This window comes from Pseudoxanthomonas sp. JBR18 (genome assembly GCF_028198165.1).
Classification (GTDB): Bacteria; Pseudomonadota; Gammaproteobacteria; order Xanthomonadales; family Xanthomonadaceae; genus Pseudoxanthomonas_A.
In genome coordinates, this window is record NZ_CP116339.1 from 3,405,871 (window position 1) to 3,419,838 (window position 13,968).

Annotated in this window: 15 protein-coding genes and 1 pseudogene; 10 read left to right on the top strand and 6 right to left on the bottom strand. The window is 59.1% G+C overall.

The window, feature by feature from the left end; translation table 11 throughout:
• Positions 1-59: 59 nt before the first annotated feature.
• Together PJ250_RS15385 and PJ250_RS15390 are read right to left on the bottom strand one after the other, a co-directional pair.
• Positions 60-542, bottom strand: a complete 483-nt coding sequence (locus tag PJ250_RS15385) for a GNAT family N-acetyltransferase (RefSeq protein ID WP_271645435.1) — start codon at positions 540-542, stop codon at positions 60-62.
• A 22-nt stretch (positions 543-564) separates the two neighbouring features.
• The gene (locus PJ250_RS15390; RefSeq protein ID WP_271645436.1) at positions 565-1,923 is read right to left on the bottom strand and encodes a nucleobase:cation symporter-2 family protein; all 1,359 of its coding nucleotides are present in this window, start codon (positions 1,921-1,923) and stop codon (positions 565-567) included.
• A 419-nt stretch (positions 1,924-2,342) separates the two neighbouring features.
• Here PJ250_RS15390 and PJ250_RS15395 point away from each other — a divergent pair, with 419 nt between their 5' ends.
• Together PJ250_RS15395 and PJ250_RS15400 are read left to right on the top strand one after the other, a co-directional pair.
• Positions 2,343-2,840 carry a hypothetical protein gene (locus PJ250_RS15395; protein WP_271645437.1) on the top strand — a complete coding sequence of 166 codons (498 nt, stop codon included), beginning with the start codon at positions 2,343-2,345 and terminating at the stop codon, positions 2,838-2,840.
• A gap of 54 nt (positions 2,841-2,894) precedes the next feature.
• Complete coding sequence (locus PJ250_RS15400; RefSeq protein ID WP_271645438.1) at positions 2,895-3,476, top strand: DUF4189 domain-containing protein; 582 nt, start codon at positions 2,895-2,897, stop codon at positions 3,474-3,476.
• A gap of 51 nt (positions 3,477-3,527) precedes the next feature.
• On the opposite strand, the gene PJ250_RS15405 is transcribed toward PJ250_RS15400, so the two are convergent.
• Positions 3,528-4,088, bottom strand: a complete 561-nt coding sequence (locus tag PJ250_RS15405; protein WP_271645439.1) for a hypothetical protein — start codon at positions 4,086-4,088, stop codon at positions 3,528-3,530.
• A gap of 328 nt (positions 4,089-4,416) precedes the next feature.
• Positions 4,417-4,752: a solute carrier family 23 protein gene (locus PJ250_RS15410; RefSeq protein ID WP_271645440.1), complete on the bottom strand. Its 336-nt coding sequence runs from the start codon at positions 4,750-4,752 to the stop codon at positions 4,417-4,419.
• A 218-nt stretch (positions 4,753-4,970) separates the two neighbouring features.
• On the opposite strand from PJ250_RS15410, the gene PJ250_RS15415 reads away from it, so the two are divergent.
• The 3 genes from PJ250_RS15415 to PJ250_RS15425 all read left to right on the top strand — a co-directional run bounded on the left by PJ250_RS15415 (position 4,971) and on the right by PJ250_RS15425 (position 8,121).
• The gene (locus PJ250_RS15415) at positions 4,971-5,504 is read left to right on the top strand and encodes a hypothetical protein (protein WP_271645441.1); all 534 of its coding nucleotides are present in this window, start codon (positions 4,971-4,973) and stop codon (positions 5,502-5,504) included.
• A gap of 92 nt (positions 5,505-5,596) precedes the next feature.
• Positions 5,597-7,294 carry an Hsp70 family protein gene (locus PJ250_RS15420; protein ID WP_271645442.1) on the top strand — a complete coding sequence of 566 codons (1,698 nt, stop codon included), beginning with the start codon at positions 5,597-5,599 and terminating at the stop codon, positions 7,292-7,294.
• Complete coding sequence (locus PJ250_RS15425; protein WP_271645443.1) at positions 7,291-8,121, top strand: J domain-containing protein; 831 nt, start codon at positions 7,291-7,293, stop codon at positions 8,119-8,121. Before PJ250_RS15420 ends, PJ250_RS15425 begins: the two co-directional genes overlap by 4 nt.
• 345 nt (positions 8,122-8,466) lie before the next feature.
• Here PJ250_RS15425 and PJ250_RS15430 read toward each other — a convergent pair whose 3' ends face one another.
• Complete coding sequence (locus PJ250_RS15430) at positions 8,467-9,057, bottom strand: LysR substrate-binding domain-containing protein (protein WP_271645444.1); 591 nt, start codon at positions 9,055-9,057, stop codon at positions 8,467-8,469.
• A 291-nt stretch (positions 9,058-9,348) separates the two neighbouring features.
• On the opposite strand from PJ250_RS15430, the pseudogene PJ250_RS15435 reads away from it, so the two are divergent.
• From PJ250_RS15435 to PJ250_RS15455, 5 genes and pseudogenes are all read left to right on the top strand, one after another.
• Positions 9,349-9,825, top strand: a pseudogene (locus PJ250_RS15435) (integrase core domain-containing protein); the annotation flags it as partial.
• A 304-nt stretch (positions 9,826-10,129) separates the two neighbouring features.
• A complete protein-coding gene (locus tag PJ250_RS15440; RefSeq protein WP_271645445.1) occupies positions 10,130-11,122 on the top strand; it encodes a pesticin C-terminus-like muramidase in 993 nt (330 codons plus the stop codon).
• Between the two features lie 29 nt (positions 11,123-11,151).
• Positions 11,152-11,775, top strand: coding sequence for a hypothetical protein (locus tag PJ250_RS15445; RefSeq protein WP_271645446.1), 624 nt, complete (start codon positions 11,152-11,154; stop codon positions 11,773-11,775).
• A 15-nt stretch (positions 11,776-11,790) separates the two neighbouring features.
• Complete coding sequence (locus PJ250_RS15450; protein WP_271645447.1) at positions 11,791-12,561, top strand: Stf0 family sulfotransferase; 771 nt, start codon at positions 11,791-11,793, stop codon at positions 12,559-12,561.
• An 11-nt stretch (positions 12,562-12,572) separates the two neighbouring features.
• Positions 12,573-13,370, top strand: a complete 798-nt coding sequence (locus PJ250_RS15455; RefSeq protein ID WP_271645448.1) for a Fic family protein — start codon at positions 12,573-12,575, stop codon at positions 13,368-13,370.
• A gap of 15 nt (positions 13,371-13,385) precedes the next feature.
• On the opposite strand, the gene PJ250_RS15460 is transcribed toward PJ250_RS15455, so the two are convergent.
• Positions 13,386-13,703: an IS30 family transposase gene (locus PJ250_RS15460; RefSeq protein ID WP_271645449.1), complete on the bottom strand. Its 318-nt coding sequence runs from the start codon at positions 13,701-13,703 to the stop codon at positions 13,386-13,388.
• Positions 13,704-13,968 lie beyond the last annotated feature (265 nt).

A 13,968-nucleotide genomic window follows, 5' to 3' on the forward strand; every position in this document is an offset into this window, starting at 1 on the left:
ACGCTTCATGAAGCTCAAGGGGCAGGCGTGCGGATCTTCCCCAGCGCCCCTGTCATTCGCTAGGACGTGCCCAGCCGACGCAGGAAGAAACGTGAGTCCACCGCCATGACCGGGAAGCTGCCCGGCAGCGCCTCGCGCGGCAGTTCGGTGAAGCCATGCTTGGCGTAGAAGCGGTGCGCGGCCAGGAAGCGCTCGGTGGTCCCCAGGTAGATGGCCCGCAGCCCGCGCGCGATCGCGTGGGCGAGCAAGGTCTCCAGCAGGGTGGCGGCCACGCCGCGCCCGCCGCCTCGGTGCGAGGCCGTCACGAACATCTTGCGCAGGGCCGCCTCGCCCTGGCCGATGTCGCGCAGGCCGATGCAGCCGACGATGGCGCCATCGTCCTGCGCCACCCAGAACCCGCCATCGCCATGGAAGTAGAAGTCATCGACCGCCACCAGATCCGGCTGCGTGGCCAGATCGATGTCCAGGCCGTATTCGCCGCGCTGGATGCCCAGGATCAGTGCGCTCACCGCCTCGCGGTCGGCCGGGCGCCAGGGTCGCACCCTCAACGTCTCCATGCGCCGCTCAGCCCGGCGGGGGTTCGGCACCCAGCGGTTCGGATGCATCGCCGCGTGCTGTGCCAATGCCGTTGAACCACAGGTTCAAGGCCACGCAGGCCAGCGTCGCCAGCAGAATCCCGCTATGCAGCAGCGGCGCCAGCGTCTTGGGCAACTGGTCGAAGACCGTGGGCGCCACCACCGGCGCCATCGCCAGGCCCACGCCCACCGCGACGATCAGCAGGTTGTGCCGACGCCCATGGAAGTCCACCAGCGACAGCACGCGGATGCCGTTGGCCGTGACCATGCCGAACATCACCAGCCCCGCGCCGCCCAGCACCGCCGGCGGGATGGCCGCCACCAGCACCGCCAGCTTGGGCACCAGCCCCAGCGCGATCAGGATCGCCCCGGCCAGCACGCACACCCAGCGGCTGCGCACCCCGGTGATGCTGACCAGGCCGATGTTCTGCGAGTAGGAAGTATCAGGGAAAGCGTTGAACACCCCGCCCAGCAGCGTGGCCAGCCCGTCCACGCGCAGCCCGCGCACCAGGGCGGGGCGCTCCACCGGGCGCTCGACGATGTCGCCCAGCGCCAGGAACATGCCGGTGGACTCCACGAACACGATGAACAGCACCACGCACATGGTCACGATGGACCACGGCTCGAAGCGCGGCAGTCCGAAGTGGAAGGGCATCACCGGCGCCAGCCACGCCGCGGCGCCCAGCCCGCTGAAGTCCACTCGCCCCAGCAGCGCCGCCAGCACCGTGCCAGCCGCCAGCCCCAGCAACACGCCGATGTTGGCAATGAAGCCGCGCCCGTGGCGCAGCAGCGTCAGCACGCCCAGCAGCACCACCGCCGCAATCGCCAGGTTGGCCGGCGCGCCGTAGTCGGCCGCGCCCAGGCCGCCGGCGGCCCAGTTCACCGCCACGCCCACCAAGGTCAGGCCGATCACCGTGATCACCGTACCGGTCACCACTGGCGGGAATAGCCGCAGCAGCCGCCCGATCAGCGGCGCGGCCAGGATGCCGATCACGCCGGCAGCGATGTTCGCGCCAAACACGTAAGGCAGGCCCAGCGCCGGGTTGCCGCCGATGGCGATCATCGGCCCCACGCAGGCGAAGGTCGCCGCCATCACCACCGGCAGGCGGATGCCAAAGCCCCCGATGCCCAGCGACTGCACCAGCGTGGCCAGCCCGCAGCAGAACAAATCGGCACTGACCAAAAAGGCGGTATCGGTCCGGGAAAGATGCAGCGCCCCGGCCACGATCAGCGGCACCGCCACCGCCCCGGCATACATCACCAGCACATGCTGCACGGCCAGCAGCAGCCACGGCCCGGCCGGCGGCACCGCATCGATGGGCGAAGGCGAGGGCAGGGCGCGTGACATCGGCAGGCTCGGCAGGGGCGAGCGTTGAACTTAGCCGGAGGTTGGTGCGGCGCACAATGCCTGCGTGCCGGTGCTAAGAAGGCGATTGCCCTGCGATGGCCGATAAAGGCGGCGGCCTGGAAAGGCAATGCGGCTTCGAGCTATCTGCTTCTTCTTGAAGGAATGATGGATCTTTGATGGCCGCCCTAGCCAAGGGGCGACGAAGGCAATACAACGATGTCGGAAGAGCCAGATCTCGCGTAGGCTTCGGTCAGCATCATTTCCAATCTTCTTTGCTTTTTGGAGAAACTGGCTCACAAGAGGGCGCCATGCGGGATTATTCACTCTCACTTCTCGTGCTGGGCACGCTCTCCCTCTCTGCCTGTGCCCAAACCATTAAAGCGCCTGTCCAACCGTCGTCTACACGCAAGGAGCCCCAGATGACCGCGATGAACCATCAGACCGCCCAGACAGAAGCAGGCAAGCTCATCTCTGGGTTGCTGGCGCTGATCAATAGCAGCAGATCCATCTCCGATTTCACTGCGGAGCGTCTTGGCAACGCAATGGATGGCGAGGTCAAGTCGTTCGGTCCCGGGCATTTCGGATACGGCGGCAAGCTGACGGAACAGTGGGCGTATGCGCTTGAAGTTATGCAGGAGAGCATGCATGGGCCCAGGCTCGATCTTGAATTCATGAATCAAAGCCCCTCGAAAGATGCCAGTGCGACCGGGATCTGCGAGGTGGATTTCGATCAGGTTTCCAGAGATCTCCAGGCCCACGGATTTTCGCAGGAGCCGGCATACGGCGAGCATGGGAATATCATTGCCTACGACTTCGACCGCCCCGGCTTGAGTGTCACCACCGTGGTGATTGGTGAGGCTTCCGACCCCATCGAGAAGATCAGCCACCAGTGCGTTCGCGCCATGACCATCCAGTGATAAGGACATCAAGAGTGGGAACCGATGCTGCAAGTGAAATAGAAGGAACTCGGGATGAACTGGATAAAAAGACTGATGTGCGGGTTGCTACTAGTGGCGATTGCGGGTGACGCATTGGGGCAGCAGCGCCCTGGTGGAAATGGACCGTTGCCGGGCGACCCTGGATATGGGAGGGGCGGGAATCAGCCAGAAGTCCCGATGCCGCCGCTAAAGATGCTCAGTCCTGAAGAAGAAGCATCTCTGGAAAATGAGATCGTCAGCGGGTATGCGGCGGCGATGGGTACCGGCAGTGGTGGTCTTCCTTCCTTCGGTGCCATCGCCATTGAAAGGCGTGGGACTCACTACGGCACCATGGTCAAGCAAATCACGAAGGATTCTGCCGAATACGGGGCTCTCCAGTATTGTCAAAGCGCTGACAGCAAGAAATGCAAGGTTGTACTTTCCTTCCGGGATAGCTGCGGCGCCCTGGTTGCGGGCTTCGAGCCGAAGGGCGCAGCCGATGACGTAAGACAGTGGTTCCCCAAGATCGGGACGACCCTTGATGCGGCGCGTTCAGCCGCCATGGCTGACTGCCAGGCCACGGGCAACAACTATGAGTGCGTGGAAGTCACAAAGGTGTGCTCAGCCAGCGGCTGAGGCCCGGGCGTCAGGAAGACCTGCCGGGGATAGGTGGATCTTGGATGTGCGCTAGGGCGATTTCGTGCTGGTCGAGGGCTTGTCGCAGGCAGATTTTTCCGGCGGAGGCGGCGGTTGGAGCACGGTCCGGCCGGCCACGAACGGGCCGGGGAAGGCGGAGTCGAGCGGGGTCCGCGTATAGAGGTGGCGGATGACTGGCGCGATCAAGAAGGAACGCAGGTTGCTGCGCTTGTCCTGGGGGTCATAGAAGCCCTCCAGGTCGATGATTGAGCCGTCGGCCTGCACCAGCTCCATGGTGGGGCCGGCGTCATGGGTTGCGATCAGGTAGTGATGGCCCACGACGAGGTTCACCGCGCCGCACCACGCAGTGGGGAACTGGATGCGGGCGTACTGGTTGCCGTCGCCCTTCAAGGTCTGGAGGGGTCGAATCTTGCCTTCGACCCAATCCGTGTAAGCAAGGCGACCAAGCGGCTGCTTGATATAGCGCGCCTCCACCAGCTGGAACACGAAAACATTGCTCGCCGCGTCCAGCGCCTCGCGAAAGGTTGGCGGTGGCGGGTACTGGCAGGCCTGGGCCGTCAGGCCGGTCGGTAGCATCAAGGCCAGGGTCAAGGCCAAGCGGGAAAGAAGGTTCAAGTGCGTACTCCTTGCGGGGTGCTTGCCCTAGCTTTGCGGCTCTAGCTTGCGTCAGTGCTCAAGCTGGTTGGGGCGTCTAAGTGGACCTGACCCCGTCACCGTTTACTGAGTGAGCGACTCGTGGCGTCTTCCCGGCTCGGCTGTTACGGCGTCACGGCGTACTGCCAGTTTTAACGGAGGGTATGCCTTCATGTCGATGATCGCGCGGTCAACCAGCACCAGCGAGAGGGGCAAGCACGCGTCATAAGTGGTGCGATGTGCCTGCCGTGGCCTGTGTGAGGCGTCTGGCTGATTCGGGCTTCGGTCAAATGAACGGGAACCTGATGCCGTTACCGTCAAGCGAGTTAGGGCGGCTAAGCGAACCCAACCCGTTACTGGCCGGCATCACCACCGGCAGGCGGAGGCCGAGGCCCTCGATGCCCAGCGACTGCACCAGGGTGACCAGCCCGCGGCCGAACAGATCGGAACTGACCAAAAGGGCGGTATCGGCCCGCGACAGATGCAACGCCCCGGCCACGATCAGCGGCACCGCCACCGCCCCGGCATACATCACCAGCACATGCTGCACGGCCAGCAGCAGCCACGGCCCGGCCGGCGGCACCGCATCGATGGGCGAAGGCGAGGGCAGGGCGCGTGACATCGGCAGGCTCGGCAGGGGCGAGCCTTGGACTTAGCCGGAGGCTTGTGCGACGCGCAATCCTCCGGGACGAGACTCTCAGGCGGCCAAAGACAAGCGCACGTCAGAGACGCTTGTTGCTCAGGTGAAACCGCGTTGTGTCTGACGCTGACGTCTGCGGCCAAAGCCTGCTTCGGATTACACTGCGATCCGTCAAGGAAAATTGGATCGCACGGATCAGCATGTCTACGCGCTCGCTTATCTCTCGCCCGGCACGCATTGCCCTTTCCTGGCTGCTCGCGATTCCCGTGTCGATTTGCGCGAACACAACGCAACAGAGCACGCCTGAGGCCGTGACAGCGGATGTCCACGCGTTCTGGGGGCAGCTGCGCCAGGCCCTTCTGGATGCCGATGCGATCGCGAGACCGTCAGGCGGGCACTTGGTCACCTTCCACTTCGACGTGGTGGATATCGAGCGCCCGTGTGAGCGCAAGGCGCTTGAGGCCCATCTGCGCAGGCTGTTGGATTGGCAACTTGCCTCAGGCAAGACCTGGCGGACTTTCCTCAAGGAACATCCAACACTGAACCTTCGGTCAGGCTCGTGCATCTACTGGAATACGGCGGACGAGGTGCCCGTCGCGCTGCAGGTGCGCTTTGATCAGCTCGGGCCGGATGGGCAGTGGCAGGTCACTGACCTGCTGCACGACGGGGATGATCTATTCCGATACTCCGCCCAGGCTGGAGGCCCCTCCGACTGTGGGCCGGGCGCCGGCTGAGGCTTTTCAGCGCCCCGGGTGCGCTCAAAGGCGTATCAATGAATCGATCTTGGGAAACTTCAACGCTACGAAAAATGGTAGGGGGGGGATGGATGATCGTAGGTATTGATCTAGGGACAACAAACTCGCTCATCGGAATCTACGAGGATCACGGCGTACGACTGATCCCTAATGTACTGGGCGCGTTCCTGACGCCATCTGTTGTGAGCCTTTCGGGGGAAGGCATGCTGCTTGTAGGACAAGCGGCCAAAGACCGCCTTGTCAGCCATCCGCATGAAAGCGTTGCCAGTTTCAAGCGCTGGATGGGGACAAAGCGCGAGATCCGATTAGGCAAGCGTGTCTTCCTGCCAGAAGAGCTTTCTGCGCTGGTGATCCGGGCATTGCTTGACGATGCTGAGGCCGCCCTTGGCGGTAGACCTAATGAGGCAGTGATCAGCGTTCCAGCCTACTTCAGCGACGCTCAACGGCGCGCAACGAAAAGAGCTGGAGAGCTCGCTGGACTGCGCGTGGAACGCCTGATCAACGAGCCGACCGCAGCCGCACTCGCCTACGGTCTGACTGAAAGACTCGACGACGCACAGGTCATGGTCCTCGATTTGGGAGGAGGGACTTTCGATGTCTCCATTCTGGAGTTATTCAGTGGCGTCGTTAAAGTTCATGCCAGTGCCGGAGATAACTATCTTGGTGGCGACGATTTTACCATTGCGCTTGAGGAGTATTGGATACGTGCCAATACGATCAATCGCGAAGCGCTCAAGCCCGAAGAAGTCGGCCAACTGCGCAGGCGAGCAGAAGCAGCTAAGCGCGAGCTGGCCTCTGGTCGGGGCGCCAATCTTATAGCCAGCATCGGCCAAACGGAGTATGTCGCTCACATCGATCAAGATGAATTCGAGGCGTTGTCGGACCATCTGATTCAGCGCATGCGCCGTCCGATTGAGCAGGCTTTGCGGGACGCTCGATTGAGAGGAAGCGAGCTTTCCGAGGTGGTGCTGGTTGGCGGGGGCTCACGACTGCCCCAGGTAGCCAAGCTGGCAGCGCGAGTGCTGGGTCGTCTGCCTCTGCGGCACATGGCGCCTGACGAGGCCGTAGCTCAGGGTGCATGCGTGGCTGCGGGCCTCAAAGCTCGTCACGTCTCGCTGCAGGAGGTGGTTCTTGCGGATGTTTGCCCTCACTCAATGGGGGTTGAGGTGAGCATGGGCATCGGAGGCGGTGAGCGCAGTAGCGGGCATTTCGATCCGATCATCGAGCGAAATAGTACTGTTCCGGTTAGCCGCATGCGTGAGTATTTTCCCGTACATGAGCGCCAGACGTTCATGGAGTTGCAAATATTTCAAGGGGAAAGTCCATTCACGCGTAACAACATCTTGCTCGGCTCACTTAAGTTTCCGATCTTGTCTGGGAATAAAAGGGATCCCGGAGTCGAAGTGCGATTTACTTACGACATAAATGGGGTTTTGCAGGTTGAGGCAAAGGGTCTGGCTAGTGGTCTCCGCCAGGAGTTAATTTTCATCCAGGAGGGCAGTGACATCAGTGAGGCGGAAGCAAGGCGGCGAATGATCGAGCTGGCGAATCTGAAAACGCACCCGCGCGATGACCAGCAAAGTATTGCGGCGATCGCACGTGCAGAGCGGCTGTACTCTGAAGCGTTGGCAGAAGATCGCCAGATACTGCAGCAAATGTTGATCAAATTTCAAAGCGTACTGAGTACGCAGGATAGAGACCTCGTCGCTGCCCACCTGGAAGCATTCTCGAAAGCGCTCGACGAATTTGAGGAGGTCAGGTTCCGATGAATGGGACCCCGTGGGATGTCCTGGGAATCACGCGTACTGCCGATGCGAAAGTCATCCGCAGGGCGTACGCAGCCGCGGTAAAGAAAGCACGGCCTGACGAAGATGCCGAGGGATTTCAACGTTTGACCGATGCTTTTGAGTGGGCAATCGAGCAAGCCCGCCAAGCGGTCGACGCGCACGAGCAGATCCATGAATGCAAGGCGATGACTTCCAGATCAATGGGTCCCGGCGTTGAACCGAACGGACCCTGCAACTCAGAGCTGGATCAAATTCAGCCAAGGCCGGAGAACGAGCCCGAAAGAAGCATGAGCGGGACAAATACGGACGCGGATCACTCACAGAATTTTGAGTTCAAATTTTTTTTTAAACAGCTGGTGGAGCAGGTGCAAAGGCGAAGTCCGCCAGCCCTCAGGAAGTGGTTGCAGGAGCATCCGGATCTTTATTCAGCTGAGCTCAAGTGGTCGCTGATTGTTCCTCTCTTCAGCGCACTGGCCAATGAGGCTCCCACGATCGGTCCGCAACGTGGTCATATCAACGTCCTCATTGAATTTTTCGAAGTGGACATAAGATCGCGCAAGGATCCCAATTTGGGGCCCATCCTTGACTATTTGGAAAGCGGTCATTGGCGGAGCCAGTTTCACACGTCATTGTCTTCAGAGCCGAAGATGTCAGGTGGCTGGGGTGATCTAGGCGGCCTCGTCCCAGATCAACCGCGCACGAATCGCCTGAAATTCACCAGATTCCAGCGTTTCAAGCAAAAGGCGCTCGAGATTTTGCTTCTCGCTCTAGCGGTCACCCTGTTGTTTTGGTACGCGCTTAGCAGGTAGGCCGGCTTGCGTCTGCGCAGGACCGCTGTAGGGAGTGATAGATGGCGCCCGCGCACGCAAGGTGTGCGTGGGCCCAGTGCATCACCCAGGCACCTCTGCAATACATCACTGGCGCGCATGGCTCGCAGTCCTTCTTGGGGTTTAGTCACCTTGAAGACTGCGCCATGCGCGCACTGCTTTCCATTCGATCAGGCCGCAACTGACTGATCCATCTCGGGAAAACATGGGGATACTTCGGATACTTCAGGGTCAGAGTGCAGTTTCCTCGTCTATCTCCAGGGACTAGTCAATGCCTCTGGATTCCCGAGCGCGCGGAATGACGAACGGAGAGGGAACTGGCAGCTTTCAGCTGCTTCGCGTCCTTCGGGCACCGACCTTCTTCGGCTGCCTCCCCACCAACCGCTCCGGCAGCCCCAGCAACGCCGCCACCATCCGCGCCAGCACCAACTGCGCCGCACGACTCGGCTGACGCCTGGGCGCGGTACACACCGCCAGCTGCAGCGGCCGGGCCTGCCAGCCGTGCAGGGGGACGAAGGCGAGCTGGCCTTTTTCCACGTCATGCGCCACGTCGACCAGGCTCAGGATGCCGACGCCGCCGCCATCGCGGATGAGTGAGCGGATCAGGCGGGTGTCGTTGCAGGTGGTGACGCGGCGCGGGTCGACGCCGTGGCGGACGTACAGGCTGCGGGTGCGTTCCTCGATCACCAGCGGGGCGGCGGGCACCAGCAAGCGTTCGTCCAGCAGGCGACTCATGGCCAGGGTGGTTTCGCCAGCCAGGGCGTGGCCGGGCAGCAGCACGGCGCCGACGGGGATGTCGATGGCCGCGCGGACCTCCAGGTTGCCGTGTTCCACCGGGTCCAGCAGCAACCCGAAGTCGACCTCGGCCGCGGCGACCTGCTCGCTGGCGTAGCGGTTGCCCACCACGCGCAGGTCCACCTAAGTGAACCTGACCCCGTTATCGCACCGCCACCGCCCCGGCATACATCACCAGCACATGCTGCACGCCAGCAGCAACCACGGCCCAGCTGGGGGCACCGCATCGATGGGCGAAGGCGAGGGCAGGGCGCGTGACGTCGGCAGGCTCGGGAGGGGCGAGCGTTGAAGTTAGCCGGAGGGTGGTGCGGCGCACAATGTTCGAGATGGTTGCTGTGCGTGGCTCGATGCCGCTGCACCAGCTCACAGAGCGAAGTGCTTCATCAAAAAACCGCACTCTGACCCCTGTTTTCGGACTTCATGTCCGATGCACTGTGGTCTGGGCATCGCTTTCGCACTTTCAACATCAACGATGACTTCAATCGCGAATCGACGAAGATCGAAATCGACACCAGCCTGCCCTCGGCACGGGTCATCCGCGCATTGGACGAGTTGGTCGAGCTGCGTGGTGCCCCAAGGCGACTGCGCCTAGACAACGGCCCGGAGTTTATCAGCGCCGCGCTCAGGCAGTGGGCACAGCAGCACGGCGTCACCCTGATCCACATCCAGCCCGGCAAGCACACCCAGAACGCCTACATCGAACGCTTCAACCGCACCTTCCGCACCGAAGTGCTGGACCGCTTCATGTTCACCACGCTCGATGAAGTGCGTCGCATGGCCGAGGACTGGCGCCATCGATACAACCACCAGCGACCACATCGGTCGCTCGGCGGGTTGCCGCCCATGCGATTGGCAATGGCACAATCAACAACTACCTCTGCTTCTGAGTGACTCGAAGGAACGAGGGCGCTTCAAGTTCAAGTTATTTTTGAGACACCACACTAGGTGCGACTGGAACGCGGATTTGGGCATGTCCCAAGCGGTCGAGATGTCAAAATTCCCAGGGCACAAGCGCGCTTTGAACTCAGCCGGCGCAACTACGACCATCATCGTCATAGACGCTTACCCCATTGCATTTATTGCTCGATGTGTTGCACCGCGCCACATCGAGGCAACGCAAGGAAAAGAAAGCACATTACAAAAATGTCAGGGAGGATCCGGTTGAGCTCGCTCAACTCAGACAAAGGAGTTGTTAATGGATAGGCGAAAATTATCAGTAGCAATACTGATAGCTATTGCAGGTTTTATTGAAGCATCATCCTCAGAAGCTTCTCAATCTGAAATAAAGCAAAATATTCCAAGCACGAACGTCGCTCAAAACACTACGAGCGACCAAGTATCTTTAGACCCCGAAACCTCAGCGCTCGGGACCGAGATGCGTCCCCTGACCGTGGAGGAGGTCGAGCTTATAATGGGGGCTAACGATACGTCGGATCTTCCCCCGGTTGTCGTGACGACTGCGCCACCTGGTGGCGATCCAGGCGGGCCGAGTGGCCCTGGAGATGGTAGTGGTAACCCGGGAAGTGGTGGTGGTGGTTCCTTTGACCCCGATCACTGTTATACGCCGCTCGCCAGTGCCATCAGAACAGATTCTTCCTACATCTTCGCAAATGAAGGCGGGGTTAAAACCGACGGCTATACTCTATCGGTGACTGACTACCCCAATTCGGGTGTCACCATTGGCGCCGGCGTTGACTTGGGGCAACAAAGCGCCGCTGGACTAACAGCCTTGAATGTCCCGCAAAACATCATCAACACCTTGACGCCTTTTTTTGGATTGAAAGGACAAGATGCGGTCAACGCAATCGCCGCAAATGGCGGCCCTCCTGTGCTTACGACTCCAGACGCAACGACGCTGTCGAACATCCTAATGGCCTCCACAACAACAACTGTATCAACCAACTTTGATGCAGCGACCTCTGGAATGACTTTCGGACAGCTTCCCGAGCCGGCTCAAACAGTGATTGTGGACGCTTCGTATCCAAGCGGACCCAATCTAGCGTCATCCGCTCCAAATTTTTGGGGAGAAATAACATCTGGAAGGTGGGCCGATGCTGAGAATGAGCTCAACCATTGGTATTCCAATGGCACCACGGATCCGCGCCACGCCGGTGATGCAACCAAGCTTGGCAGCGCGATTACTGCAAAATCATTGCCTAGTGATTCCATCAACGGCCAGTGCCCCTGAAACACGACCAATAGTCGGAGATAGCGATAATGAATAAGCTCAGGATAGCTTCCACTTCTCTCATAGTACTCATGGGCCTGTCATCTCACCCTGCCATTTCTGGGCAGGCGCAGGTCAACAGCAAAGTCGACAACACAAAATGGGCAAGCGATGGAACCCGACAGGACCTGTTGAACAACTCAGAGAATTTCTTCTGGGGCAAGAAAGGCAAGATTAATACTTCAAGCCAGATCCAATCCACTAGCAAGAACGCCAATATTAGCGCGTCAGATGACGTATCTCAGCAGTTCAAAAAAGTGTTCGCTGGCGTACCTGGTGCCGAATATTCGGTATCGAACGGCCAGAGGATTTATAGCGGTTGCGAACCACACAATTGCGCAGCGAATAAAGCCTTTGCTGTGACAGACGCGACCGGTGCCAACATCCTTGCCGCGGGATTTTTGGCAGTCAGGTGTGGCGAAACGAAAGAATCTGATGGCACAACCACCTCAGCCAACTATTGCGACAACTTACCGACGCTCACGATATTCTATCGTGACTCGAAGTCCAAAACATCGGCAACGTCGGTGGGCGCGCTCAAGTGGGCCAATAGCGTGATCTCGGCCGATCACCATTACACAAAATTCAAGATTGAAGAGAAATACGTTAACTAAAGATCAACTATACGCATGTCATCGCATAAAAGCCATCTCGCCAACTTGTACTATGACGAGCAAATGGATTTGGGTGAGGCTACAAGAGCAGACAAGCGATATATGCTCGCAACAGTGCCACGCTCAGGGAGCACATACTGCGCACTAAGGATGTGGCGTTCAGGTGCCCTGGGCGCGCCTATGGAGTATTTGAACTTTAGAGCATCGGGCCGGCTTTTGAAGCGACTTGGCTATGGAGGCGATATTGGTGGGACAGACTTATCTTCTTATTGGGAGAAGGTCATGAGCTTGCGGACAACAGCGAACGGCGTTTTTGGATTCAAGATGTTCACGTCGAACTACGTTGATATCGCAAAGCGTGCCCCACTTTTTTTATCCACTTTGAAACCGAACTATGTCATTTATCTCACTAGGGAGGATGAGCTTGGTCAAGTAATTTCATATTCAAAAGCCATTCGATCAAAAGTTTGGTTCGCAGATGTTCCCAATACGCCGATTGTCGAGTACGACTACGAGCACATCTGCTGGTGCATGCGCTTGATCAAACAGCAGAAGTTGGCATGGGAACGGGCATTTGCCGTGACAGGCGTCCTGCCGCTAAGAGTGACATACGAATCCTTCCTTTCGTCCGAGCAGAGCGTACTGAGCGCGATCAAGTCTTATCTCGATATTTCTAGGCGCCAGTTTAAAGCGATCAATATCCCGCTTATATCTCGCCAAGCCGATCATTCCTCCATCGATTGGCGTGAACAATTCATTAGGGATGCCAGGCTGCTAGGTTCCTAGGGCTTCCGGACATGGACATCAAGGCCAAATTAATTGTGTTCCCCGCGATTGAAGCATTGCCACCTGAAGTATTGATTGAAGCTGACTTTTTAGAAGCACACTTCCGTAATGCCGACCATGCCTGCATGGAGCGCGCTGCTCATTGGGTGAGCTTAGACGCTCGACAGCGCATTGAAACAGGACTATTTTCGAAGGCGGAGCTCGCTCATCGACTATCTCCCTTCGTTGCATCCAACAAAACGGAATTCAAAGATGATTCTAGAACGCAACTAGAATATTCGTTCTTGAACAGCAACGTATTTCCCAGAGCGGCGACCTTATCTGCCGATGTCCCTCTTGGGTTTATGGAATTCTGCCTGTGGTTGCGCGCAAGCCTAGGTGATCTTGAGGATGGCTTTCGAACTCGGTCAGTGACTACACTCCCGGACCGAATTGGCTCCAAGATCGTGTACCCGGACGCTGGTTCAATTGCAGCCTCTCTTGAGGAAGTTGCCGCTACTTGGTCCAGAATCAACGAAGTCAGCGCGGGACTGGCAGCTGCCTATTGTCTTGTGGCGCTAATGACGGTGCACCCATTTCTTGACGGCAATGGGCGGTTGGCAAGGGTATTTTTCAACTGGCATCTGAATGACGCCAGGGTAAACAAAGTCTACCTGCCCATCTACGAGACCAGCGCCATCTCCGATGGTGGCTATATTTTGAGGGTCAGGGAGGCTCAGTACCACAACAACTGGCTTCCTTTACTGCGGTATCTGAACCTGATCTCGGAAAGGTTCTTTTCGACAGAAAGGCAAGGTAGTCGGTCCTGAAGAACCCCGGCGGATTCAACCTTGAAGTGCAACGCGTTGGTGATTGAAGAAGACCTCGGCCGGGGTCAGATATTTCAATCGCTTCCGAGGCCGGTTGTTGAGCAGGTTTTCCACGCGCTGGATTTCATCCGGCTCGATCGCACTGAAGTCGCGCGAGCGCGGGAAGTATTGCCGAAGCAGCCCATTGAGATGCTCATTGCGCGCCCGCTGCCAGGGGGCGTGCGGGTCGGCCATGTACATCGCCGCACCCAACATCCGCTCGATGAAGGCGCCTTCGGCAAACTCGCTGCCACGATCACTGGTCAGGGTCTGGACCTGCTGCGCCAGCGGCACGTCCGCAAGGGCTCCAGCCCAGCCGTAGCAGGCCGCCGACCCGCTCGTTCATGGTCACCAGCACCCCGCCGCTGACCCACCCCCGGAAAACCGGGACTCTAAAAAGCCCCGCTACTGAAGGCGGGGGGGACGTCGCAGCCAGCCTACGGCGCCTGGCCCACTTCGGTCATGGGAAATTGCACTTCAAAGGTGAATCTGCCCCCCCCCCCCCCCCCCCCCAAAAAAAAAAAAAAAGTTGGTTGGCGAAACATGGGGCAAACTGCAC